The sequence below is a fragment of the Capnocytophaga sp. oral taxon 903 genome, from assembly GCF_013394785.1.
In the GTDB taxonomy this organism is placed as follows: domain Bacteria; phylum Bacteroidota; class Bacteroidia; order Flavobacteriales; family Flavobacteriaceae; genus Capnocytophaga; species Capnocytophaga ochracea.
Genome location: NZ_JABXYW010000002.1, coordinates 986,497 through 1,010,321 on the forward strand (window position 1 = coordinate 986,497; position 23,825 = coordinate 1,010,321).

Consider the following 23,825-nt stretch of genomic DNA (forward strand, 5'->3'; position numbering starts at 1 on the left):
AAGAGGGTTGTTTAACACGTATAAAAGATTACTGTTTTTTAATAATCACCTTTTGGGTAAGTTGGTTCAGGGTGATTTTGTAGGTGCCTGCCTCGCTGATTTTCCACTTGTTATCGGGGTTAGAGCCGTGGGCGCTGAAAATCATAGGTTCTTCAACACCGGCGGGTGCTTTATCAGCTTTAGTAGCTAAGAACCAGTCGCCACCCCAATCGCTTTTCTTGTCGCAAGAGAATTTGAGTTCGCCCGCTTTCAAGTCGCCTTCCCACGTAAAGACATTAGGATTGCTACTATCGACAGTCATAGCAATAGGATTGTTGATATCCCAACCTGCATCGGTGGCACTACCAATCATATACATTCCTGCATAAGGAGTGAAAGGCACAATGTCAATCTTCATCGTACGAGTGTTGAGGGTAATCTTGTAAGTGCCTGCCGAAATTTTCCATTTGTTATCGGGGTCGCCTGCCCATTTCTTCACAGGGAGGTCGCTACCTTCAGCCGTATTATTTTCTTTCGGACGGAAAAATACTGCTAACCAATCGCCTTCTTTAGTACCTATTTTGAACTCACCTCCATTGCCTAAATCGGCATTGTAGTGGAAAACAAAGGGGTCGGTAGGGTCTACGGTCATTTTCTTGAAGCTCCAACCAGTAGGTTCACCTACGAACCACAACTCGGTATATTCAGGCGCTTCGCCTTTAGTGATGCTTATGGTGAGATTGATGAGGTTCACTTTTACAGTATAGACACCACTTTCAGCAATTGTAAATTTCTCATCACTATTGTCAGCATCGGTTTTGCGGAAGTGCAACTCATTGTTGTTACTGCCTTTGCCATACGATGGTATAAACTGACCTTTGGTAGTGATGAACTTGAGTTCGCCAGCAGCCAATCGTCCTGACCACGCAAAGGCTTTAGGAGTGCCCTCAACAGGTTTCATCTCTTCGGCTTGATCGGCACTCCAACCGTGAGGGGCGGCGCTACCAATGATATACAATGTATTGCTGATAGGGGTATGCGTTTTGAAAACGATAGTCTTCACGTTGGTGTGTTGTTTCATTCCCTCGCCAGAGGCTACTTGAGCAATGATACGTACTTCCATAGTAACTTCGGTGTCTACTGCAACCTTGAAAGTGTTGAGCAAGAGGTTGTTAAGTTCTTCGTTTTTATACACTCTCTCATAGGCTTCACGACCTACATTCTCGCTGATACCTCCCGCAAAGTTGTTGCCTTGCACATCCATTTGGAAAGTATAGGTGATAGCGGCATTGGTGCCGCGATTGGAAGCCGCCGTCCAAGTGAACTTGATCGCTTCTTGTTCGGGGTTTGCAGCGTCTAAGGCGACATTTTCTTTAGGAGCTTTCAATTCAAAGGGTTTGCCCTCTTTGAAGAGCTCCATATAGTCCTCTTTTTTACAGCCCGTAAGGAGCAGTAAGAGGAAGGCGATGTATAAATGGTATGGTTTCATATTAGTTTGTTCCTCACCCCCTCCGTTCTCCCCCTCGCCGAAGGCGAGGGGGAGGGAAGCTGCAAAAGCGACAAGGGTGAATATTAGTTAAGAGTTAAGAGTTAAAAGTTAAGAGTTGTCGTCATTCGTCATTCGTCACTCGTCATTATTATCACCAACCAGGGTTTTGGGTAAGGTTAGGGTTGGCATCAATGTCTTTTTGAGGGACAGGCAAGAGTAGGTGTTTCTCGCGGGCATTGGTTTTGCCTATAGAGTGCAAGAAATTGAGTGCATACTGACCGTTGTCCCAGCGAATCATATCAAACCAACGATGTCCTTCAAAAGCGAGTTCGATACGGCGTTCGTGGCGTATTTTCTCACGCATTTGCGCTTGGGTGAGGTTCTCTATATCAGCGCGATGGGTAAGTCCCGCACGGGTGCGCACTTTGTACAAAGGCACTTCAGCTTCCGTAGTGCGACCCAACTCGTTAAGGGCTTCAGCTTTCATTAGGAGTACATCGGCAAAGCGGAGTGCTACAAAGTTGGCAGGGTTGGTGTTGAAATCAGGCGACTGACTTAGTGGCACTAAAAACTTGCGCACATTGTAGCCCGTGTTAGACATTGAAGCGCGGTACGCATTCCCCTCAAAATTAGGGCAACCCTCGTAGAGAATCGTCTTATCCTTGCGGAGGTCGCCTGCCTCATATTGGTCTACAAACTCTTGTGTAGGCTGATTCCAACCATAAGCACCCCCTACCCAACCACTGTTGCGAGGACCCATAAAAGTACTGAGCCAAGAGGCTTGGTTTTCTTCGCCCCAAAAATCATCTTTGGTAAGTCCGTAATACTGAATTTCAAAGATAGACTCGGCAGTGTTTTTGTTGCGTTCGGCAGCGCCAAAACAATCGGAATAATCAGGATTGAGGGTATAGCCGAGGTTTTCGACAGCGTTGCACATTTCAAGGGCTTCACTATATCTGCCCAAGGTGAGGTATACTTTAGCGAGCATACCCGCAGCAGCGCCTTTGGTGGCACGACCTTTATCGGCATTGCTATATTGCTCGCGTGTAGGCAATAGGTTGAAAGCCTCTTTGAGGTCGGGGATAATCACCTCGTTGTATATCTTCATTTTGCTTTGGCGGAAAGGCGTTTTGTTAGTCAAACTCTCTTTAGGGTCGATCTGAAGAGGCACATCGCCAAAGAGTTGCACCAAAAGGAAATAGTAGTGAGCGCGGAGGAATTTGGCTTCCCCGATACAGCGGTTTTTGATATCGTCAGGGATATTGGCAGAAGGCAAAGCTTTCAGAGCCGTATTGCAATAGAGAATACCAGGGTTACAACCGCGCCATATTTCGAGCGCCAAAGGGTTATCGGCAGTTGCGTTGAAGTTGGAAAGAGTGATAGTCTCGAGTCCGTCGTTACCACCTCCAGCACCTACGATGCTGTTACCTGCTACGATGTCGAGCGTCCAGAGGCGCATATTGTAGAGGTTAGAGCGTTGCAAGGGTTTATAAGCCGAATTGGTAAGGGCAATTGCCGATGCCGCATCGCTTATGTTTTCAGCACTTGAATCTTCGTAAGGGGTCTTGTCTAAGAATTTAGAGCAAGCCGTGAAGAGCGGAAATGCCAATAGGGTGATGTATAATATCTTTTTCATAATTAACAATTCTTAATTAACAATTAACAATTTGTAGTGATTCTTTTGTTACCTATTACCTGATGCCTGTCACCTGACACCTAAAACTGCACGTTTAATCCAAAGCTAACTGTGCGGGTTACAGGGTAAGTACCGCCATCAACGCCACCAGTACCTACTTCGGGATCCATACCGCTGTATTTGGTGAAAGTATAGAGATTTTGGCAAGACAGATATATGCGCAACATATCGGTGTGGAATTTTTGAGTAACCTCTTTAGGAAGCGTATAGCCCAAAGTTACGTTTTTGATGCGCAAATACGAACCATCTTCTACAAAGCGGGTAGAGTGACGCGCATTTTGGTTAGGATCGCCATAGATAGCACGCGGGATGCTGTTGCTAGTACCCTCGCCTGTCCAGCGATCTTTTACTTTGGCAATTTGGTTTTGTGGCACCGACATTCCCTCTTGCCATATACGATTGGCATTGTAGATATCATTGCCTGCTACACCTTGTAAAAATATTTGTAAATCAATATTTTTATAGTTGAAGTTGTTGTTCATAGAGAACGTCCATTCAGGGAACGGATTGCCTATATAAGTACGGTCTTCAGCATTGATGACCCCGTCGTTGTTGAGGTCGCGAAACTTCACATCACCAGGGGCGGTACCGTTTTCCACTTGGGTAGCATAGTTGTCCACCTCACTTTGGTTTTGGAAAAGTCCGTTCATTACATAGCCATAGAAAGAATTTACAGGGTGACCCTCGGAGAGGATTTGCAATTTGGTGAGGAACGCTTCAAAACCAGTGAACAAAGGCACCCCATTGTTCATCTTCACGATTTTGTTGCGGTTGAACGATACGTTTACATCAGTATTCCATTGGAAATCTTTTTTATTCACATTCACTGATGATACAGTGAGCTCTACCCCTTTGTTTTGTACTTTACCAGCATTGATACTCGGCACGTTGATATCCGAATAACCAGAGCTTACTGATACCGCCATAGGTACTAACATATCGCTGGTGTTTTTGATATAGGCATCGAAAGTGAGGTTCAAGCGGTTTTTGAGTAGCGCGAGGTCAATACCCCCGTTGAATTGCTCTACGGTTTCCCATTTCACATTAGGGTTAGGCATTACGTGAGGATAGAGGGTAGAAACCAAATTGTTGTTGAACACATATTGCCCTGTGCGCAATTTGGTGAAATAAGCATAGTTATCAATACCGCCTTGGTTACCCGTCATACCGTAACCCACGCGCAATTTCACATCGTTCACATAGTCGTTTTTAGGGAAAAAAGACTCATTTGATGCGCGCCACGCCAAAGAGAATGAAGGAAAAGTACCCCAGCGGTTTTCTTTGGAGAAACGCGAAGAACCATCGCGACGCACGGTAGCAGTGAGCAAGTACTTATCGGCATAGGTATAGTTCAGTCGCCCGATGAAGGAGAGGATAGCCCAATCGTTCATCGTACCGCCTACGGTAGGGTTTTCCAAGCCTTTGCTGAGTTGGTTTTGCTGGTCGCTCAAGAAGTTGCTCACACTCGCATTGATTTTGCTATACACGTTGTTTTGTGCACTGGTGCCCACCATCACATTGAGGAAGTGCTTTTGGGCAAAAGTATTGGTATAAGTGAGTGTGTTATCCCATAGGAGGGTAGTACTCTTATTAGCATCTTGGTAGAGATTAGAGAGCGGATTAGGTATTGGTTTCCAGTTGTATTTAGGAGAGAAACTGCGATTGTCCCAATATTTGAAGTCGAGCCCCCCAGTGGTTTTGAATACCAAATGTTTTACAGGAGTAATTTCGGCAAAGATATTCCCCAAAATGTTATAGCCTTTGGTAGTGTTTTGTCCGTTGATAAGAGCAGTACCTATCACATTGCGGATATCGCTGTACTGATGGGCAGGCGAATCAGGACCTGAGTAGCTACCGTCTTCATTGTAAATAGGTTGTGTAGGCAAAGAAGCCATCGCCATACGAATGTTGTAGTCGCCAGATTTCTTTTCGTCGTGGCTGAGAGTGAGGTTGTTGCCAAACTTAATCCACGGTTTTACGCGTGACTCGCCGTTGAACTGCACTGTATAACGGCGGTAAGAAGTGTTGAGGATAATCCCATCTTGGTCGAACACCCCAGCTGATACGTAATAATTGCTTTTGTCGTTACCGCCTGAATAAGAAAGCGAATAATTACGCATAAAAGCAGGACGGAAAAGCGCTTTGAGCCAGTTGGTGCCTTCCCCCCAGTCTTCAGGATTGGCGAAATCAGGACGTTGTGTAAGCGGACTCACCCCAGGGGTGCGGTTGTAGTTCGCAATCATTTCGTTGTGAAAAGAAGCAAACTCACGGGCATTGAGCATCACGGGTAAGTTGGTAGCTTGTTGAAGAGCTACATTGGTGCTAAACGACAGTTTGCCGTCGCCATTTTTTCCTTTTTTGGTAGTGATGAGCACCACCCCATTGGCACCGCGAGAACCGTAAATCGCTGTTGCCGAAGCATCTTTTAGCACATCGATATTTTCTATATCATCTACGTTGAGCGCGTTGATACCGAGGTCGGTAGGTACACCATCGATAACTAATAGCGGTTCGCTATTGTTAATCGTGCTAATACCGCGAATGCGAAATGACACGTTGTCGCCAGGTTTTCCCGCCGAGGTTACTTGCACCCCAGCAGCACGCCCTTGAAGCGCTTCCCCTGCGTTGGCAATAGGTTTCTCCTTGAGGGCTTTGTTAGACACCGAAGAGACAGCCCCCGTAAGGTCTTTCTTGCGGACGGTACCATAGCCTACCACCACCACTTCGTCTAACTGCTCTTGTTCTTCTTTGAGCACGATAGTGAGTTGGTTTTGGTTGCCTACCGCTACATTTTGGGTGTGATACCCTATAAATGAAACCGATAGCGTGGCTTTAGCAGGTACATCTATCGTGAAATTCCCATCGAAATCGGTAGTAGTACCCTTAGTAGTGCCTTTCACCACCACCGATGCCCCCAGCACGGGCTGGTGTTTTTCATCGATTACCTTTCCGCTAATCTTTTTGTTTTGGGCAGAAAGGGCGGTAGAAAGCAAGCTAAAAAGTAGTAGCAAGGTGAGCTTGCCAATACTGTTTAATAAAGTTCTTTGTTTTCCTTTCATTTTAGTTAAAAGTTAAGAGGTAAGAGGTAAGAGTTTGTGCCTGACACCTGAGACCTGAGACCTGATACCTAATTCTGGCGCAAAGATAAAACGTTAAAAATATACTAAAACACTGGATAGTGAAAATATAGATAACTAAAAATGTAGCAGTTTGATAAACAACAAAATAAAAAGAAAGTGGTAACGAAAAATATAGAAAGAATGTAAAAGTAATTAATAAAGAACATTTGACAAAGGATAATTTGTTATGTGTGTGTGGCACATTAAAATAACAATTCTATGAAAAAACTTATTTTTTCGGCACTCCTTGCCACAACTTTATTCATTTTACTAGGCAAAAAAGGGTGGCAAATATTATAACGTTACCAATCCTCAAAACTAAGTAGACTTGCCGTTTGTCTTTTCAGATAATAACACCAAGTTCTCCTACAGCACACAAAACCAAAATAGCTTAGTAATGCTATACTTTACTAAAATAAAATAACGACAATTAACCATTAAAATATTCTTTTTCTAATCCTGCTCAGCGCTTGGGGGGTGATGCCAATATAAGAAGCAATATATTTCAGCGGAATATTTTGGATAAGTTTAGGGTCTTTCTCCAATAGATTGCAGTAAATCTCTTCGGGTGATTGCAATAAAAACTGCGCCTCGCGTTGCATCTTTTCAATCAGCAGATGTTCCAAGATATCAGCTTTTATTTGTAGGTACTCTTGCTGCTCTATGAGGTGTTCAAGGTGTTCACGACCTATCTTATAGACAGTAACATCTTTCAGCGCTTGAATAGAGAAGAGGGAAGGTTCACGCTTTACAAACGATGCATACGACATAAAAAACTGCTCAGCAAAGAGGATATCCACCGTCGTTTCTTTATCGGTAGTGGGGTTGTAGTAGAAAAAGCGCACGATGCCTTCGCTCAGGTAATAGAGCGAATGCTCCACCTCGCCTGCACGAGTGATGAGTTCATCTTTAACAAAATGCATTTCGGCAAAATACTGACTGAGGAAATCGAGGTTTAAGGTCATTTTAATTCGTCAATTAGTCAATAATAGGGTCGTGAGGCAAAGGTACTACTATTTTTCTAATTACCAATTTTAGCTCTTACAAATGCTTCCTCTGAATAATCCACAACCACCCAACAATAAAACAAAAAAGGACTACCATTAAGGTAGTCCCTTCTCTATTTTTTACTAATTGCTAACGTGCTACAACTGTGTGTGCGACTCGCATCTCATACTAAAACTTGTAGTTTACTCCTAAGCCCAATACTTCACGAATTTGGAAGGCTTTGGCAGCGTCGTCGTCGTAGATAGCTTGGAAAGTAAAGTTAGCTGATAAGTACTTGTTGATAGTCATCACAATGTTTGCAGTATAATCCAAGTCTACGTTTTGTGGTTTGTCGAGATAGTTGCTGTACAAGCTGAGGATATTCTCGAAAGACACATTGTCCATCACAGTAAACTTAGCATAACCGTTCAAGTAGAAACCGAGTTCATAACGAATGTTCTTTCCTTGTTCAACACCGTAGAAAGGACCTGTTTCTGTCCAACGGCTTTTAGCAGTCGTGATTTTAGAAGTTGCAGGAGCCAAGTTCACTTTTAGGTTATCGCTCTTCTTCCACAACATACCAGGACCAAATTGTAAGTATCCAGGTGAAAGCATTTGGTTTATGAGCGTACGACCTGTGCTCTCATATTTGTAACCATCGGTCATTTGTGTTTTGAAGTTCAAGAAGAATGAATAGTACCACTGTGGGTTGTTCAATTGGTAACCGAGTACTGAGTTCACCTCAAAACGGTCAGTGGTTTTTCTTGAATAGTCATCACCTTCAAGTTTAGTAATCCCGTAATCAACAAATACGTTGTTATCCCACGCCCATTTGTCTTTTTTGTAGTTAAAAGCATAGCTCACCGCAAGGCTTGCTGCTACGTTGTTAGTTCCCCCTCCTGTCCAATCGTGGTTGAAGGCGGCTTGTGAGAACATCAGTGAAGCATTACCTCCCTTTGTCCATCGAGGAGCAGGAGCTTCCTCTGTGGGAGCTACCGTAGGGTCTTGTGCTACACCGTCATTCGTTTGGTCTTCCTGAGCAAATACAGCTACTGAAGACAATAGTAAAGTTGAAAATAAAAGTCTTTTCATAAGTGATTTATTTATAATTTTTACAAAAATCCTAATTCAAGTTTCGCCACCTCACTCATCATATCCTGATGCCACGGCGGGTCAAAAGTGAGTTCTACAATCGTTTCGTGCACTTCATCAATACTTTGTACCTTTTCCTTCACCTCCATTGGGAGAGACTCTGCCACGGGGCAGTTAGGCGAAGTGAGAGTCATTAATATTTTTACATCGAAGTCTTCGTTCACAAACACATCATAAACAAGCCCCAATTCGTAAATATCTACAGGTATTTCAGGGTCGTATATCGTTTTGAGCACCTCAACGATTTTCTCGCCCAATTGCTCTATCTTTCTTTCTTCAGTCATTTAATTTTTCTTTTTTAAAGAGACAAGTCTAACGCCTCAGAAATCTAATAAAGATATATCTGTTTGATTTGAATAGACTTGTTTAATTTCTACACCGCCAGGTGTATTCCTTCTTATCTATTTCCTAACACCTTAGCAGCATATCCCCTCATTTGCCCTATCATACTCACCAACCCATTCGCACGAGTAGGCGAAAGATGGTCTTTCAGTCCTATTTTATCAATAAAACTCATATCCGCTTTTAGGATATCCTCAGCCGTTTGGTGAGAGAACACTTTCACTAATAAAGCAACAATCCCTTTGGTGATAATTGCATCGCTATCGGCGGTGAAGATAAGCTTGCCATTTTGCTCTTCGGCGTGTAACCACACCTGACTCTGACAGCCTTTAATGAGGTACTCCTCCGTCTTGTACTTTTCGTCGATAAGTGGTAACGACTTGCCTAATTCTATCAGATATTCGTAACGTTGCGTCCAATCATCAAACAGTGAAAAGTCTTCAATAAGCTCATTCTGAATCTGTTGAATAGTCATTTATGTTACTTTTAGGGCGCAAAGATATAAAACTATTGACAATTAGCAATAAACAATTAATATTTTTAACAACAAAAAAACTGCCTAAATATATCTTTAAGCAGTCTTTTTGATATTACATTAAGTATATAGTCGCTTTTGCGTCTCATATTCCCCCTCTGTACGGGAAGTCTGCAAGAGCGAAGTATATGAAAGAGGGAGGTTAAAACTTATACCCTACTCCTATTTGTATGACACGGTTTTTGAAATTGAGTGCAGGAAACTCTTCGGCTGTTTTTTCTTTAGTAGAGACGTCAGTAAGCCCCATATTGAAGGTAGCATCAAAGAATAAACCAAAAGGCAAATTGTATTCAGCGCCTAAACCCAATCCAAAGTCGAATGTTTTATTAGGATTTAACGATAAAGTTTCTGAATTTCCATTTTCACTTTTTGCTTTGAGCTCTGCCTTCGTCAAAAAACCTAAGTTCACCCCTACTTTGGGGCGGAATCCAGCAATATCATACTTCACCCAAAGAGGAATGTTAAGCTGTTGCGTTCTGATAGAAGCTCCATCAGGTTTATATTCATAATAGGTAGCATCTTGTGAAGAAAGATTAAGTTTAGTAGTTTTAGTAGATTTTACTTTTGCGCCTTGGAAAGAATAGTCTATTCCTCCTTCTACAAACAAACGGTCGTTAAAACCGTATTCTATAAAGCCCCCAAAGTGGAACCCCGCTTTGATAGCTGTGCTTATTTCTGTGGTTTCTAAATACAATACGTTATGTTCCTTCGTTTGAATAGAAGCATCAGAAGTAGATAGGTCAGAAAGGAGTAATCCTGCTTTAGCTCCTACTTTAAACTCTTGGGCGTTAACCGCTGTAATAGTAGCAAACGTCACTGCAATAGTGGTAATAATTCTGTTCATTTTTTCTTTTATAAATTAATTTAGAGCAAAAGTACGAATTTACTTCTCTTCATATGTTAAAATATTATTAAAGTTTCTGTTAAATATAATGCTACCCCTGATTTTCAATCTCTTTGCCACAACAGTTACCAAAGCTTCTGCCTAAAATAAAACCCTCAAACTCATCCCACAAGTTCCACTCTTCCTCCCCTTCCGAATAGTCTGCCCCTTCCTTCTTTTCTCAATACATTTCTTTAGTCCTTTGCTATTCGTTTCTCGTCATTTGTCATCCCTTCTCTTTTTCGTCGCCACATTCCCCCTCTCTGAAGGGGCAAGGGGGAGGTTCCTTTTGATTTCCCGTCATACTCCCGCCTAGTGCCTGTGGCCTAAGGCCTATCACCTCTTCCCTTTTCTTTCGCCTCGAAACCCCGTTTTTGGCATTTTTGGCATTGTTGTATTAAGCTATTAATCAATTATTTATATACCCTTTCTATACCAATCGTTCATCATTCGTTCATCATTCCTATATCCTTTCTATATCCTAACCCCACTCATCTTACACCCTTTTTTCATCAAAAATCCTTCCTCTCCTCTTCCGAACCTTTCCGTTTTCTTCCGAACTCCTCAACCCTTCCCCATTTGCTAATTTTTCCCCGCCTGCCGTGCTACGGCTGCCCGTCGTGCTACGACTGCCTGTGCGATTCGCACCTTTGGCAACGTTGATTAGTGGCATTATTGGCATTTCTGGTATTATTGGCATTTACCTCATTTTCTAATTCTCTATTTTTCCCGCTTGTCGCTTTTCCGTCACTACACTCCCCCTTTGAACGGAAGTCCGCGAGAGCGGAGTATGTGAGAGGGGGATGTTATTCCTTTTGAAGGTAGCCAGCGACGGCTGGGTATGTGCCCCATGATAGCGGAGTATGTGATAAGAGAATGTTTCTTTTCAAACAAGTTACTTTATTTGCGGATTGTCCCCCTTCAGGGGTTCGGAGGCTCATAAGTGAGTCGGAAATCTATAACCGAGTAAAGAATTATATTTACAATCAAATTGTTCAACTCTTTATAGGTACTTTAACAAAAAAAGACTGCTGTAAAAAGCAGTCTTTTCTTTTAAGTAATAATATTCTTTTAAAACTTATACCCTACGCCTATTTGGATTACGCGGTTTTTAAATTCTACAGAAGGACGGAAGGAAGAAACTCTTCCTTGATTGTCTAATTCTATTTTACTTTCGTTAGATAAGTTAGTAAGTCCTAAATTGAAAGTAGCGTCGAAGAATAAGCCAAAAGGCAAGTTGTATTCAGCACCCAAACCTAAACCAAAGTCAAACCTTTTCTTAGGCGGAAGTGATTGAGTCTCTTCTTTTTGGTTATCTCCTTCTCCTTTTATCTCTATTTTAGTTAAGTAACCTAAGTTTACCCCTACTTTAGGGCGAAAACCAGCAATATCATACTTCACCCAAAGAGGAATATTAAGCTGTTGCGTATTCCATTTCCCTTTTTGAATATCTTCCTTTTGAATGTCAATCTTACCATTGTTATCTATGGTAGTAGCTTCAAATGATTTTAATTTAGCTCCTTGAAAAGAATAGTCTATACCTCCTTCTACAAATAAATGGTCGTTAAAGCCGTATTCTACAAAACCTCCAAAATGAAAGCCTGTCTTAAAGCCTGTTTTATATTCAATAGCTGCTATCCCTTCAGAATCGGAAAAAGTAGCTTTAATATTAGAAACCGTAGGAAAAAGCAATCCTGCTTTAGCACCTACTTTAAACTCTTGGGCGTTAACTGCTGTAATAGTAGCAAACGCCACTGCAATAGTGGTAATAATTCTGTACATTTTTTTCTTTTATAAATTAATTTAGAGCAAAAGTACGAATTTACCCCCCCCCATATGTTAAAATAATGTTAAAGTTTATGTTAAATATAATACTCCTCCTGATTTTCAATCTCTTTACGACAATCGTTACCAAAGCTTCTGCCTAAAATTAAACCCTCAAACTCGTCCCACAAGTTCCACTTGTTCAATACTCTTGTCCTACCTGTCTCACTAATCCTACAGCTCAAAGAACTATTTTCTCCACTTATCCATTTTCTAATTCCCTCATTTCCTAATTTGCTAATTTAATTAATTGCTTGTATTTTATCCGCAAAATCTTTCCAGCCTGTCGCTTTTTTGTATTGTTCTACCGAACCCTTAGGCACATAAATAGTAGGTATCACACTTTTATCTTTCGTACCAAAAATACTATTAATATGTAAAGTAGGTGGATTTACCGCTTTAATAGTAATCTTTTTCAGCACTTTGCAATCCCAAAAAACATTCGACTGTATTTTGGCAAGCGTCTCGGGTAAAGTAACCTCTTTTAGCTTCCACATTACCTCAAAAACGCCATATCCTATTTCAGTAAGCCCTGTTCCCTCCAAGTTAAGCGTAGTAATATTGATGTCACACAAGAAAGCATAGTCACCTAATTTCTCTACTTTGCTAAAAGTAACCTCTTCCAAATCACTACAAGCTGAAAAAGCGTTGTTACTTAACACGCTCATATTGGGTAGCGCTATTTTTTTCAGATGTGTGTGATAAAAAACCCTTTTGCCAAAATCAACGGTAGCTTTCGTGTTAAAGATAACCTCACCGCTGAGGTTTGCCTCCTCAAAAGCGCTCTCTTCTATCTCCTTCAAGTTATTTGGGAACGTAATCGATTGGAGGTTCTGATGCTCTTTAAAAGCCCCTTTCCCGATAGTGTTCACATTTCTGAGCTTCTCATCAGCTTGCATATCAAGCACCGTAGTATTTGCGTTTTTCCATTTTATGAGCGTACGCCCATCAGCACTGAGCTCATAATCAGCAGTAGAGTTACCGTTGCTGTCATCATCACTCTTCCGACAGCCCACCAAAGCAACCACCGCCAAAGCCAATAATAAAACTTTCTTCATTGCATAAACATTTTAAAATTCAATAACGTCACAAAAGTACAAAAATGTTTTTATACTTAAACAACGAAAAGGTAATTTTAACGGTTATTCCATATAACACTATTTTTCATTTGTCTTTTTGCCACTACATTCCCCCTAATAATCTTTTTTTATCCACATTTCCGGCATCATTGCACTAATTTGGCATTATTTTCGTATACTTTCTCTTAGAAACACAAAAACTATATTCCAAAATGAAAAACATATCTTATTTTTTATTGTTATGCCTCGCCCTACTCATAGGAGCTTGTGGCAACCGAAACGCTTATAAACCCGTTGATCGTGGAAGCAGTACTGGCGATTATGGAGGTATCACCGAATACCGAGATGAAAACTCTACCACCGATTACCGAGAAGAAAGTAGTGGTGAATTAGCCGAGATTGCTGTAGTTGGCTACAGCGAAAAGAGCGCTAAGAGAAAATCCTCTAAAATAACAGGCGATGTTAGCAGAAGTGACGAAAGTACAATGTCAGCTAAAATGTCGGTAGCAAAAGATGTAGCAACCAGCAAACCAGCGAAACGCACTGAACCTAAGCACCCTAAACGTCGCCCCGAAAGCGACCCCCAACCTCAGTCCGGCTTGGTAACTGCCGGTGAATGGAACGACCTTAATAGTTGGGATTTTTACCAAAAAACACTCAATAAAAATGAATTTGCTTCTTTCCCCGAACATTGGCAAATGTACACCAATCACCGTATAGCGGTACTTGTAACCGCTAATGGCAAGCCTGCTGTGAATGCTACCGTTGCGCTCTATCGTAACAATACCCTGCTATGGACAGCTAAAACCGATAACACCGGTAAAGCCGAACTATGGGTGAGTGCCTTCCAAAAAGAAAAAGAGCTTAACACCGAGCATTTGCGCCTAAAAGTAAACGACCAATGGGTGAGCACAGAAAAAGCAATTACCGAAAACACTCTCAACCGTATTGCGCTTAAAAATGAAGTAAAAAAAGCGTCAAACGAAGTACAAATTGCCTTTATGGTAGATGCTACGGGCTCAATGAGCGACGAGTTAGAGTTCTTAAAAATGGACTTAAAGAACGTAATCACTAAGGTAGAAGAAGGAAATAAAAACCTCAAAATAAGCACCGCTACGGTCTTTTATCGCGACGAAGGCGATGAGTATGTAGTCAAACATTCCGATTTTACTAAGGATATCAATAAAACCATTCAGTTTATTAATAGCCAAAAAGCTGATGGTGGAGGCGACTTCCCAGAAGCAGTACACACAGCCCTCAACCAGCTCAACAATCTCCAATGGGACGCTGAGGCACGCACACGTATTGCCTTTTTAGTACTCGATGCTCCTCCACATCACGAAGATAAGATACTCAAAAGCGTACAAGCATCAGTTAAAACCGCTGCCGAGAAAGGTATCAAACTCATTCCTATCGTAGCCAGTGGTATCGATAAGCCCACCGAGTTCTTAATGCGTTTTATGGCAATATATACCAATGGTACCTATGTCTTTATCACCGACGACAGCGGTATCGGTAACGCCCATTTGGAACCCAGTGTAGGGGAGTATCAAGTCGAAAAACTCAGCGACTTAATGATTCGCCTTATCAAAAAGTATACTGAATGATCTGGCTCACTTTTTGCTACACAAGTCTCAGCTTTTTAACTTTTAATTTTTTACTCAAATGAAGGCACTTCCCCTATTAGCACTATTTCCGCTATCACTCATAGCCCAAAACCCTATTCCTGCTGGCTCTTACAATGCCAGCTCTCTTGGCAATGCTTTGGAGCTTAGGATAGGTAATAACAACACTTACGAATTGGTAGGCGCTTCGGGCAACTATACCTTAAAGGACAAAAAAATAGAGTTCTCTTCCGACGCATCGTCTTTTTTGGTTGAGAAGAAACAGAGCAATAGCCCTCAGTTGCAAATTACCTTTAAAATAGGAACAGGGCTCTTTGGCGACCCACATTTCTTATATGTAGGCTACGAAAACAACAAAGGTGAAGTGGAATATGTGTGTGTACATAACAAAATCACGTCATTAGAAAATGTAGAAAAAACAAAAGACAGCAATGGAGTCGGTTATTACGTATTAGAAAGTTTTGAAGTGCCACGTACTGAAAACCTTTACTTAGTGAATGCCCATTCAGTAGCATTCAACAATAAATCTAAAGAAGTAATTATTGAGAAATATCCTATCGGAAAGACAACCAATGGTGTGGAAGTAGAATTTTTAGGAACCAATAATATGCTTAATTTAAAAGGGACTTACAACCCCGATAAAGGAACAATTTCTCTTACCGAAGGCGATTCCGATAATGCAATTTTGTTCAGTAACAAGGCAAGTACTCCTAATCCAGCAAAAGTAGCCCGTAGCAATAAGGAAAATGTAAAGAATTGGAAATATCTCATCGCTTTTGAGGAAGAACAGGATATCCCCGAATATAATCCTGAAAAAAGAGCTAAGCAGAAAAGCCAAGCAGATATTTCACTGCCCAAGAACTTGAAAGCTGCCCTCGCTTCAGCCGATAAATATAGCCGTTTGGTAATAGTCTTCCAACAACCCGATAACAAAGAGGCTCAACAACAATTCGCTACCCTTTTTGCCAAATATAAAGAAGAAAGTGGTAGCAAAGGCTATCCCTATGAACTCTATTTGGCAACTACCAAAGATATGAAAACCCTCAAAGCCAAAGGCGTACCTACGGGTAACCAAATGGCTGTGCTTGACGTAGCCGGTGATCTGCTCTACAATCAGCCCTCTACTATCGAAGAGGTTGCCAATGACGAAATAGTAACAAGTGATGCTTACGGACAGCAGTTTGGTACGATAGCAATGGCGCGTGCGCTCGACAAAGCTTTGGGTAACCCTAAACTCTCTGTAAAAGACCTACAAACTATTTTTACCACTTTCCTCAAAAAAGATAGTCAGCGTGTGTATTTGTTAGCTAAAAATCGTCCCGTGCAAAAAACAGGCGATGCTAATGAGGAAGAAGCTTTCGACTATATAGCGCAAGAGCAAGAAGATTACTTCTCCGACCTTAAAAACCCAAAAGGCATCTACCAAATGCAACTTACCCCCGAGCAAGTAACTACCCAATGGCAACGCATCGTAAACGCTCATAAAAACGATAGCAAACTCGATTCCGCATATGCTTTCTTGCTCGCTCTTAATAGCAACGATAGCGATTATTATTACCGAATTTTCAATGCCGAAAAGCCTGCTTCTCCTGCTGATGTAGACGCAATCGCTTATTTGGTGAAGTTCAGCGAGGAAATTAAAGCACATAACGAAAAACTCATTCCTAAAAACGATGACTATACAGACTATCAACAACGCTTGGAGAAAGGCGTAATAGAAGCTAACTATGGGCATTTCAGTACTCTTCTCGACCGCCTTGTATTCAACGATAAAACTCTTTTTGAACCTGTAAAAGCAGTTTATATCGAAGGCGTCAAAAAGAACGTACTTACCGCTGATGATTACATCGATTTTCTCTATGAAAATAACGTAGAAGAAGCCAGTGCTTATTTCGGCGAATACTATAAAAGCCTATTGAAGAGAGATAGTAACCTCATTGCAGCACTCGATAAGGCTTTCTCCGAAAGCGATGAAGAAAACAGCTGGAAGTATTACAAAATGCGCTTTGCTAACCGCGCCAATAACATCGCTTGGAAAGTGTACGAAGAACATAAAAACGACCCCGCTAAATTAGCAGAACCCTATCAGTGGGCAAGCTCAGCAGTACAGTTAGAACCTGAGAATCCTTATTATTTAGATACCCTTGCACACCTCTTGTACACACGCGGTGAAAAACAAGAAGCTATTAAGCTCGAAGAAAAAGCCGTAAAACTCCTTTCAAAAACTAATGATGAATTTGAGTCCCAACGCCAGGAGGTAAAAGCTAATCTCGAAAAGATGAAACGAGGAGAGATGTAGTACCTCATTTTCTCATTCTCTTATTTGCTCATTTGCTAATTACGTTGTATCTTTGCACTTTCTAATAGCAAGCAATTCAAAAAAATTTATCTACAATGAAAAAATTGTACGTTTTATGCATCTTGCTCATCGCTTTTGCGTGCAAGAAAGACAATGAAGAAACGCTCCCACTGAGCGCTGAAAAAGACATTCTTTCGTTTGTCTTTACCGTAGAGGGGAACACTTATAGTGGTACTATCAGCAATACCACTATCACCGCCCAATTACCTGAAGACACCGATGTCACCACCCTTACTCCTACCATCACGGTTTCTAAGGGCGCAACCGTAAGCCCTAATACAGGGGTAGCTCAAAACTTCTCTAAGGAAGTAACCTACACTGTAACCGCCGAAAACAAAAGTACTAAAACCTACAAAGTACTGGTTACCACCGAAAAGACCGAACAACCGCAAGTTCCAATAGAAATTGGGTTCGTTCCTAATGAATATACGGTAAACAAAGCAGGAGGCGAGGTGATTTTCTTCGAGGTAAATACATTACCCGTCAAAAAAGAGCAAATAAAAGTAAAGCTCCTTAAATACAGAAGCGCGCTCTCTTACGACCTCAAAGTACAAAAGATAGACAAAAAAGAAAGACGTGTATATGTGGTCTTGCCCGCAACGTATAAAAACGGTCAATATCGCTTTAAAGCAACCTTCGATAAAGAAGAAGTGGAAAGTGGTGTTTTTACCTTAGATAGTAGTGAGATTGTTTTAGATGTTTTAGATATTAATCTTTTTGACGGTCCTGTAAAAACATTAGCAACTACCAACTTGCAAATTTTTAAAGTGCTAGTATACGCTAATGCTGAAGCCTTAAAAAAATACACCTATTACCTACGTAAAAACGGACAAGATTACCAGCTTACAGTTGCAGAAGCATCAGGTTATAATATTAAATTCTCAATGTTCAATACACCAGCTGGAGCTTTCAGCGGAGGTAATGACTTTAAGTTTGTAGTAAAAGGGGGTGCTAAAGAGCAGGTGCTTCCTTTTGTAAACAGCGACGGACAAGCGATAAACATAGTGCCTACCTATGCCCCAGTAATAAAATCTCTCTCTACAACTACCCTAAAAACAGGTGATGAATTAACCATAACAGGAGAAAACTTTAGCTATATGAGCGTAGGTTTTAATACTAATTACAGATATTGCGAGTTACTTTTAATTAAAAACGGAGAAACAAAAGCAACTTTAAGTACTTATAATCACCGAGGCACAACCGCAACCTTTAAAATAGATAATAATGTAGAGTCAGGTACTTATAAGGTAGTGTTATCCTCCCAAATACAGCTGAAATCAGAGGTTTTTGGTCAAGAAGTTACTATTCAAAAAGTTGTTCCTGAAACTCCTCCACGCTTGAAAGTTAAAGGTACTGCTGAGCTTATAGACAAAGACGCCTCTTTCTTTGCTAAACAAATTAATATTTTCTTTAATGAAGAAATAGGTAATGCTACTATAAAAGCTATTGTATTTCCTAATCTGAAAATAGAAAATATGACTAGATATCCAGCAGCAGTAAGTGCACGTAGACTATCTGATAGTGAATACGACTATTTATTAAAAGACCTGCCCAAAGGCTATGTACTCATCGAAGAAAACGGCAAAGAATATAAAGCAGAATTCTCTTTGAGAAAAGTCTGAAGCAATAAGTCGTATAGCTTAACAGAAAATAAAAAGACTTTGCCAAGGAGTTAATAGCCTGTCGTGCTACGACCCTTTGGCAAAGTCTTTTTTAGTAATCTAAAAGCGTTTGTCCTACTAACAACTACTTAGCGGTAATTTCGTACCCTTTATCTTTAAAAGCTCTTACCAACTGCTGGATATGGTCGGTACCGTTGGTCTCTACCGTAATAAGCACTTCTTTATCGCGGAAGCGTGAGAGGTTCTTAAACTGGTTGTGGGCGAGTTTAATTACATTAGCTCCCACTTCTGCAATAATTTGAGTAATCTTAGCGAGTTCACCAGGGCGGTCAGGAATGCTTACCGAGAAGTTGAAGATGCGGTCTCTGCTCACCAATCCCTTGCCTATCATCGAAGATATCATTAGCACATCTATATTGCCCCCACTTACTACAGGCACAACGTTCTTACCGCGGTCGGTGAGTTTTTTGAGTGCTGCCAAAGGTAATACGCCTGAGTTCTCAGCGATAAGCTTGTGCTTTTCTGCCAATAGCAAGAAAACTTCGGTAAGTTCATAGTCATCTACGGTCACCACCTCGTCTACATACTTCTTGATATACTCAAAATTTAGCTCTCCTATCCGTTTTACGGCAGTGCCATCAGCAATGGTATTGGCTTCGGGTAGGGTAACAAGCTTATTTTTCTTGAGTGCTTCGGTTGCCGAAGCAGCTCCTGAGGGTTCTACACCTACAATCTTAATATCAGGTTTGAGCTGTTTAGCAGCGCAAGCAATCCCCGAGATAAGTCCACCACCACCTATAGGTACAACTATCACATCGGTGTTAGGCAGTTCTTCCAATATCTCTAAGGCGATAGTACCTTGTCCTTCCAACACATCAGGGTCGTTGAAAGGGTGTACAAACACGTAGCCTTCTTTCTCTTCTAGCTCTTTCGCTTTTTGGTAAGCATCGTCGTATACATCGCCGTAGAGCACTACTTCAGCACCGTACTTTTTGGTAGATTGCACTTTGATAAGAGGCGTAGTTTTAGGCATTACAATCACGGCTTTGATACCCAATTCACGTGCTGCGTAGGCAACGCCTTGTGCGTGGTTTCCTGCTGAAGAAGCAATAACTCCTCGTTTTTTCTCTTCCTCGGTGAGTTTAAGGATTTTGTTATAAGCGCCACGAATCTTAAAAGCTCCTGTCTTTTGAAGGTTTTCGGGCTTGATGTAGATTTTGTTGCCAGATTCTTCTGAGAAGAGCGGACTATAAATAAGGTGTGTAGGGAGGAGCACACTCTTGAGGTGCTCACGTGCTGTGGTAAAGTTCATAATTTTCAAATAGTGTTAATAATTAACGTCTCTTCAATATAGTATAATTGTACCCCTATTAATCGCCTGTGTGGCTCACACTTATACTTATGGTTTGGGATATATCTTATCAGAAAAAGCACTCCAAAAAGTAGCTCTTTTGTATTGCTCTACCGAGCCTTTAGGTACATATATCTTTTCTATACGAGTAGCCCTAAAAGGGTTATTCACTAAGGCAGGAGGGTTTACTGCATTAATAGTTACTGTTTTAAGTTGTTGGCAATACCAAAAAGCATCATACCCTATAGTCTTCAGTGTTGCAGGCAAGACAACACTCTTCATCTCCGTACACCCCGAAATTCCCACAGTTTCTATATCAGTGAGTCCTGTATTTTCTAAGTTAATTTCTTTTAGATAATTCCACCCGATAGCACCAAACCCTAACTTTTCTACTTTATTGAAATGTAATTCTTCGAGATTATAAGACATTGACAATACGCTATAGGGCAGTCTTTTTACATTAGGAAGGGAGAGTTTTCTAATTTTTGTTTTGAAGAAAGCTTTATCGCCAAAAACTACTGTAGCGTTGGTATTGAAGGTAACGGTACCACTAAGGCTAGCTTCTTCAAAAGCACTTTCTTCTATTTCTTTGAGGTTGTTAGGGAAAGTAATCGACTGTAAGTTCTGATGTTCTTTAAAAGCCTCTTTCCCGATAGTATTCACATTTCTGAGCTTCTCGTCAGCTTGCATATCAAGCACCGTAGTATTCGCATTTTTCCATTTGATAAGCGTACGCCCATCAGCGCTGAGCTCATAATCAGCAGTGGAGTTACCATTGCTGTCATCATCACTCTTCCGACAGCTCACCAAAGCAAACCCTATAAGAGCTAATAATAAAACCTTTCTCATTTTCAAATTTCCTAATTTTCTCATTCTTTAATTTAATTAATTGCTTGTATTTTCTCCGCAAAATCTTTCCAGCCTGCCGCTTTTTTGTATTGTTCTACCGAACCCTTAGGTACATAAATAGTAGGTATCACACTTTTATCGTTAGTGCCAAAAATACTGTTAATATGTAAGGCAGGTGGATTTACCGCTTTAATAGTAAGCTTTTTCAGCACTATGCATTGCCAAAAAGCATCTGATTCTATTCTGGCAAGCGTCTCAGGTAAAGTAATCTCTTTTAGCTTCCACATCCCCACAAAAGTGCCGTGTCCTATTTCAGTAAGCCCCGTCCCCTCAAAGGTAAGCGAGGCAGCATTGCAATCTCTCAGTGCAAAATCACCTAATTTCTTTACTTTATTAAAAGTAACCTCTTTTAAATCCCTACAAACTGAAAAAGCATTGATACCTAACACACTCATATTGGGGAATGTTATCTTTTTCAGATGAGTGTGGTAGAAGCACTTTTCGCCAAAATCAACGGTAGCTTTCGTGTTAAAGACAACCTCACCGCTGAGGTTTGCATCCTCAAAAGCACTCTCTTCTATCTCCTTCAAGTTATTCGGGAATGTAATCGACTGTAAGTTCTGATGTTCTTTAAAAGCCTCTTTCCCGATAGTGTTCACATTTCTGAGCTTCTCGTCAGCTTGCATATCAAGCACCGTAGTATTCGCGTTTTTCCATTTGATAAGCGTACGCCCATCAGCGCTGAGCTCGTAATCAGCAGTGGAGTTACCATTGCTGTCATCATCACTCTTCCGACAGCCCACCAAAGCAACCACCGCCAAAGCTAATAATAAAACTTTTCTCATTGTATAATTATTTTTATAGTATTTATCAATTTTTGTAAGCTACTAATTTCTCATTTTCAAATTCACTAATTCTCTAATTACCCCTTCTCCTTTCCGTCGCTACATTCCCCCTCTCTGAGGAAGTCCGCGAGAGCGGAGTATGTGAGAAGGGGGAGGTTTCTTTTGATTTTCCGTCATACTCCCCCCTATTGCCTATGGCCTAAGGCCTATCACCTATTCCTCTTTCTTTCGCCTCGAAACCCTGTTTTTACCGTTTTTAACCCTGTTGTATTATACTATGAATCAATCACTTATATACCCTTTCTATACCAATCGTCCAAGATTCGTATAAGCTTCCTATAAGCTCTCTATAAGCTAAGACCACCCTCCTTACACCCTTTTTTCACCAAAACTTCTCTCAGCTCTCTTCCGTTCTTTTCCGACATCTTTCGAAAGCTCCTAACAGTCCCAGCATATCACTTTTTCATCTCAAACTTTGACAAAGTTTTAAACTTTGCCAAAGTTGATTATCGGTAGGTATTATTAACATTTCTGGTATTATTGACATTTACTCCATTTACTAATCTGTTAATTTTCTCATTCTCTCATTTCTCCCCCGCCTGTGTGGCTCACACCGCCCGTCGTGCTACGACTGCCTGTGCGGCTCGCACCTAATTATTTTGGTATTAACTGAATCTTATCAACTAAATTTTTCCAATTGTTATCCCCTTTGTATATATCTAATAAATCCTTAGGTTTTCTCGGGATATAAAAAGTAGGAAACTTAGTTTTGGCTATCCCAGAAAAAGGATCTCCCTCTAAATACGGCGGGTAAAGCGCAAGAATAGTAACACTCTCTAACGAAGTACAGTTCGCAAACGATTTATCTCCTATCGTCTTTAAGTTCATAGTTACCGAAAGGATTGCCTTTTTCAAAACTTTACAGTTAGCAAAAGCCTCTTTCCCTATATGAGTAACTCCCGCATCTGTTAAATCTACTAATTCAAGAGTTCCACAAGACGAAAAAGCCCCATCGCCTATAATACCCGTTCTTTTAAAAGTAACGTCTTTTAAGTTTCTACATTCAGCAAAAATCCGGTTAGATAACGCTTTAGTATTAGGGAGCACCACTTTTCTAATATTCGAACGATAAAAAACCCTCTCGCCAAAAACAACGTCTGAATAAGAGTTGAAGTTTACACCATCACTGAGGTTCGTTCCTGAAAAGGCATCAGAACCTATTTCTTTTAAATTGTCCGAAAAAGTAATTGCTCTTAAACTTTTAAGGTCTTTAAAAGCATTTTCGGCAATAGTGTTTACTTTCCGCAAATTGCTATCCCCTTGCATATCAACAGAAATAGTACTACTATTAGTCCATTTTATTAAGGTAAGACCATCGGTACTGAGAGTGTAGTCATTAGGCGATACGTTTACCTCGTTACCGTTGTCATCGTTCTTACGACAACTCACCAAAGCAATAGCCACGAAGGCCAAAAAGAAGACTTTTCTCATTGTAAAATCATTTTTATGATGTTAAAGACGCCACAAAGGTACTAAATAAAGAACAATTAACAACGAAATATTCACAAAAAAAATACCGACTATCTTTAAGCCGGTATTTGTATGTTTTCCTATTTTAAAAATCAAATAAATCTAAGCTATTAGGATTTCTTCGATTGTCCCAAAAAGAAAGAATACGAATAATATTGTTTTCTACTCTGTAAAAAATAGAGTAATTATAAAATACTAAAACAGAACGTACATCTTCATATCCTTCTTCTATAGGCCAGATATATGGATCTTCAATAAGAGATTTAACTACTTTTTGTGCCTCTGTATTCAGTTTTACTGAATAAGTATTACTTTTGTTCCGTTTTTTCCAATAAACAAGAATTTCTTTCAGTTCCTCCTTTGCTTTAGGAGTCCAAACTACGACCATAATATCGCATTCATTTCTTGTTCTACATCTTCTTGAGGAATATGTAACCCTGCTTTATCTTCCTCCAAACCTTTTTGTATGCTATACTTTTTCGCTTCTTTTTGTTGTTCAAGAAGGAAGTCGTCTTCAGTTAAGATATTATCTATAAGCTCTGCGTCCATAGTTTTTTAT

At 40.7% G+C, this 23,825-nt stretch carries 19 protein-coding genes; 3 read left to right on the top strand and 16 right to left on the bottom strand.

Annotation, left to right across the window (positions count from 1 at the left end; translation table 11 throughout):
• Window positions 1-28: 28 nt before the first annotated feature.
• From HW279_RS04135 to HW279_RS04180, 10 genes are all read right to left on the bottom strand, one after another.
• Complete coding sequence (locus tag HW279_RS04135; RefSeq protein WP_178958076.1) at window positions 29-1,468, bottom strand: SusF/SusE family outer membrane protein; 1,440 nt, start codon at window positions 1,466-1,468, stop codon at window positions 29-31.
• A 151-nt stretch (window positions 1,469-1,619) separates the two neighbouring features.
• Window positions 1,620-3,104 (bottom strand): RagB/SusD family nutrient uptake outer membrane protein, encoded by a 1,485-nt coding sequence (locus HW279_RS04140; protein WP_178958077.1) that lies wholly within the window; start codon window positions 3,102-3,104, stop codon window positions 1,620-1,622.
• A gap of 80 nt (window positions 3,105-3,184) precedes the next feature.
• The gene (locus HW279_RS04145) at window positions 3,185-6,223 is read right to left on the bottom strand and encodes a SusC/RagA family TonB-linked outer membrane protein (RefSeq protein WP_178958078.1); all 3,039 of its coding nucleotides are present in this window, start codon (window positions 6,221-6,223) and stop codon (window positions 3,185-3,187) included.
• Between the two features lie 497 nt (window positions 6,224-6,720).
• Window positions 6,721-7,248 (bottom strand): Crp/Fnr family transcriptional regulator, encoded by a 528-nt coding sequence (locus HW279_RS04150; RefSeq protein WP_178958079.1) that lies wholly within the window; start codon window positions 7,246-7,248, stop codon window positions 6,721-6,723.
• 211 nt (window positions 7,249-7,459) lie between these two features.
• Window positions 7,460-8,362, bottom strand: a complete 903-nt coding sequence (locus tag HW279_RS04155) for a DUF3078 domain-containing protein (protein WP_178958080.1) — start codon at window positions 8,360-8,362, stop codon at window positions 7,460-7,462.
• A gap of 20 nt (window positions 8,363-8,382) precedes the next feature.
• Window positions 8,383-8,706 carry an iron-sulfur cluster assembly protein gene (locus tag HW279_RS04160; RefSeq protein WP_178958081.1) on the bottom strand — a complete coding sequence of 108 codons (324 nt, stop codon included), beginning with the start codon at window positions 8,704-8,706 and terminating at the stop codon, window positions 8,383-8,385.
• A gap of 113 nt (window positions 8,707-8,819) precedes the next feature.
• Window positions 8,820-9,239, bottom strand: coding sequence for a SufE family protein (locus HW279_RS04165; protein ID WP_178958082.1), 420 nt, complete (start codon window positions 9,237-9,239; stop codon window positions 8,820-8,822).
• 202 nt (window positions 9,240-9,441) lie between these two features.
• A complete protein-coding gene (locus HW279_RS04170) occupies window positions 9,442-10,143 on the bottom strand; it encodes a porin family protein (RefSeq protein ID WP_178958083.1) in 702 nt (233 codons plus the stop codon).
• Between the two features lie 1,110 nt (window positions 10,144-11,253).
• On the bottom strand, window positions 11,254-11,964 hold the full coding sequence (locus HW279_RS04175; protein ID WP_178958084.1) for a porin family protein: 711 nt from the start codon (window positions 11,962-11,964) through the stop codon (window positions 11,254-11,256).
• Window positions 11,965-12,248: 284 nt separating this feature from the next.
• Complete coding sequence (locus HW279_RS04180; protein WP_178958085.1) at window positions 12,249-13,064, bottom strand: leucine-rich repeat domain-containing protein; 816 nt, start codon at window positions 13,062-13,064, stop codon at window positions 12,249-12,251.
• Window positions 13,065-13,297: 233 nt separating this feature from the next.
• On the opposite strand from HW279_RS04180, the gene HW279_RS04185 reads away from it, so the two are divergent.
• The 3 genes from HW279_RS04185 to HW279_RS04195 all read left to right on the top strand — a co-directional run bounded on the left by HW279_RS04185 (window position 13,298) and on the right by HW279_RS04195 (window position 18,691).
• On the top strand, window positions 13,298-14,692 hold the full coding sequence (locus HW279_RS04185; RefSeq protein ID WP_178958086.1) for a vWA domain-containing protein: 1,395 nt from the start codon (window positions 13,298-13,300) through the stop codon (window positions 14,690-14,692).
• Between the two features lie 58 nt (window positions 14,693-14,750).
• Entirely contained in the window at window positions 14,751-17,009 is a 2,259-nt protein-coding gene (locus tag HW279_RS04190; protein WP_178958087.1) for a hypothetical protein, read from the top strand.
• 95 nt (window positions 17,010-17,104) lie between these two features.
• On the top strand, window positions 17,105-18,691 hold the full coding sequence (locus HW279_RS04195; protein ID WP_178958088.1) for a DUF5018 domain-containing protein: 1,587 nt from the start codon (window positions 17,105-17,107) through the stop codon (window positions 18,689-18,691).
• Between the two features lie 124 nt (window positions 18,692-18,815).
• Here HW279_RS04195 and ilvA read toward each other — a convergent pair whose 3' ends face one another.
• The 6 genes from ilvA to HW279_RS04225 form a co-directional block, all read right to left on the bottom strand.
• Window positions 18,816-20,003: a threonine ammonia-lyase gene (gene ilvA / locus HW279_RS04200; protein WP_178958089.1), complete on the bottom strand. Its 1,188-nt coding sequence runs from the start codon at window positions 20,001-20,003 to the stop codon at window positions 18,816-18,818.
• 87 nt (window positions 20,004-20,090) lie between these two features.
• Window positions 20,091-20,915, bottom strand: coding sequence for a leucine-rich repeat domain-containing protein (locus tag HW279_RS04205; protein ID WP_178958090.1), 825 nt, complete (start codon window positions 20,913-20,915; stop codon window positions 20,091-20,093).
• 8 nt (window positions 20,916-20,923) lie between these two features.
• The gene (locus HW279_RS04210; RefSeq protein ID WP_178958091.1) at window positions 20,924-21,736 is read right to left on the bottom strand and encodes a leucine-rich repeat domain-containing protein; all 813 of its coding nucleotides are present in this window, start codon (window positions 21,734-21,736) and stop codon (window positions 20,924-20,926) included.
• A 654-nt stretch (window positions 21,737-22,390) separates the two neighbouring features.
• Window positions 22,391-23,227: a leucine-rich repeat domain-containing protein gene (locus HW279_RS04215; RefSeq protein ID WP_178958092.1), complete on the bottom strand. Its 837-nt coding sequence runs from the start codon at window positions 23,225-23,227 to the stop codon at window positions 22,391-22,393.
• A 124-nt stretch (window positions 23,228-23,351) separates the two neighbouring features.
• Window positions 23,352-23,654: a type II toxin-antitoxin system RelE/ParE family toxin gene (locus HW279_RS04220; RefSeq protein ID WP_178958093.1), complete on the bottom strand. Its 303-nt coding sequence runs from the start codon at window positions 23,652-23,654 to the stop codon at window positions 23,352-23,354.
• On the bottom strand, window positions 23,645-23,815 hold the full coding sequence (locus tag HW279_RS04225; protein ID WP_178958094.1) for an antitoxin: 171 nt from the start codon (window positions 23,813-23,815) through the stop codon (window positions 23,645-23,647). Before HW279_RS04225 ends, HW279_RS04220 begins: the two co-directional genes overlap by 10 nt.
• Window positions 23,816-23,825 lie beyond the last annotated feature (10 nt).

What these genes read in the sequence shown, in the direction of transcription:
- HW279_RS04135 (WP_178958076.1), bottom strand. Translation starts at nt 1,468, where the DNA reads ATGAAACCATACCATTTATACATCGCCTTCCTCTTACTGCTCCTTACG.
- HW279_RS04140 (WP_178958077.1), bottom strand. Translation starts at nt 3,104, where the DNA reads ATGAAAAAGATATTATACATCACCCTATTGGCATTTCCGCTCTTCACG.
- HW279_RS04145 (WP_178958078.1), bottom strand. Translation starts at nt 6,223, where the DNA reads ATGAAAGGAAAACAAAGAACTTTATTAAACAGTATTGGCAAGCTCACC.
- HW279_RS04150 (WP_178958079.1), bottom strand. Translation starts at nt 7,248, where the DNA reads ATGACCTTAAACCTCGATTTCCTCAGTCAGTATTTTGCCGAAATGCAT.
- HW279_RS04155 (WP_178958080.1), bottom strand. Translation starts at nt 8,362, where the DNA reads ATGAAAAGACTTTTATTTTCAACTTTACTATTGTCTTCAGTAGCTGTA.
- HW279_RS04160 (WP_178958081.1), bottom strand. Translation starts at nt 8,706, where the DNA reads ATGACTGAAGAAAGAAAGATAGAGCAATTGGGCGAGAAAATCGTTGAG.
- HW279_RS04165 (WP_178958082.1), bottom strand. Translation starts at nt 9,239, where the DNA reads ATGACTATTCAACAGATTCAGAATGAGCTTATTGAAGACTTTTCACTG.
- HW279_RS04170 (WP_178958083.1), bottom strand. Translation starts at nt 10,143, where the DNA reads ATGAACAGAATTATTACCACTATTGCAGTGACGTTTGCTACTATTACA.
- HW279_RS04175 (WP_178958084.1), bottom strand. Translation starts at nt 11,964, where the DNA reads ATGTACAGAATTATTACCACTATTGCAGTGGCGTTTGCTACTATTACA.
- HW279_RS04180 (WP_178958085.1), bottom strand. Translation starts at nt 13,064, where the DNA reads ATGAAGAAAGTTTTATTATTGGCTTTGGCGGTGGTTGCTTTGGTGGGC.
- HW279_RS04185 (WP_178958086.1), top strand. Translation starts at nt 13,298, where the DNA reads ATGAAAAACATATCTTATTTTTTATTGTTATGCCTCGCCCTACTCATA.
- HW279_RS04190 (WP_178958087.1), top strand. Translation starts at nt 14,751, where the DNA reads ATGAAGGCACTTCCCCTATTAGCACTATTTCCGCTATCACTCATAGCC.
- HW279_RS04195 (WP_178958088.1), top strand. Translation starts at nt 17,105, where the DNA reads ATGAAAAAATTGTACGTTTTATGCATCTTGCTCATCGCTTTTGCGTGC.
- ilvA (WP_178958089.1), bottom strand. Translation starts at nt 20,003, where the DNA reads ATGAACTTTACCACAGCACGTGAGCACCTCAAGAGTGTGCTCCTCCCT.
- HW279_RS04205 (WP_178958090.1), bottom strand. Translation starts at nt 20,915, where the DNA reads ATGAGAAAATTAGGAAATTTGAAAATGAGAAAGGTTTTATTATTAGCT.
- HW279_RS04210 (WP_178958091.1), bottom strand. Translation starts at nt 21,736, where the DNA reads ATGAGAAAAGTTTTATTATTAGCTTTGGCGGTGGTTGCTTTGGTGGGC.
- HW279_RS04215 (WP_178958092.1), bottom strand. Translation starts at nt 23,227, where the DNA reads ATGAGAAAAGTCTTCTTTTTGGCCTTCGTGGCTATTGCTTTGGTGAGT.
- HW279_RS04220 (WP_178958093.1), bottom strand. Translation starts at nt 23,654, where the DNA reads ATGGTCGTAGTTTGGACTCCTAAAGCAAAGGAGGAACTGAAAGAAATT.
- HW279_RS04225 (WP_178958094.1), bottom strand. Translation starts at nt 23,815, where the DNA reads ATGGACGCAGAGCTTATAGATAATATCTTAACTGAAGACGACTTCCTT.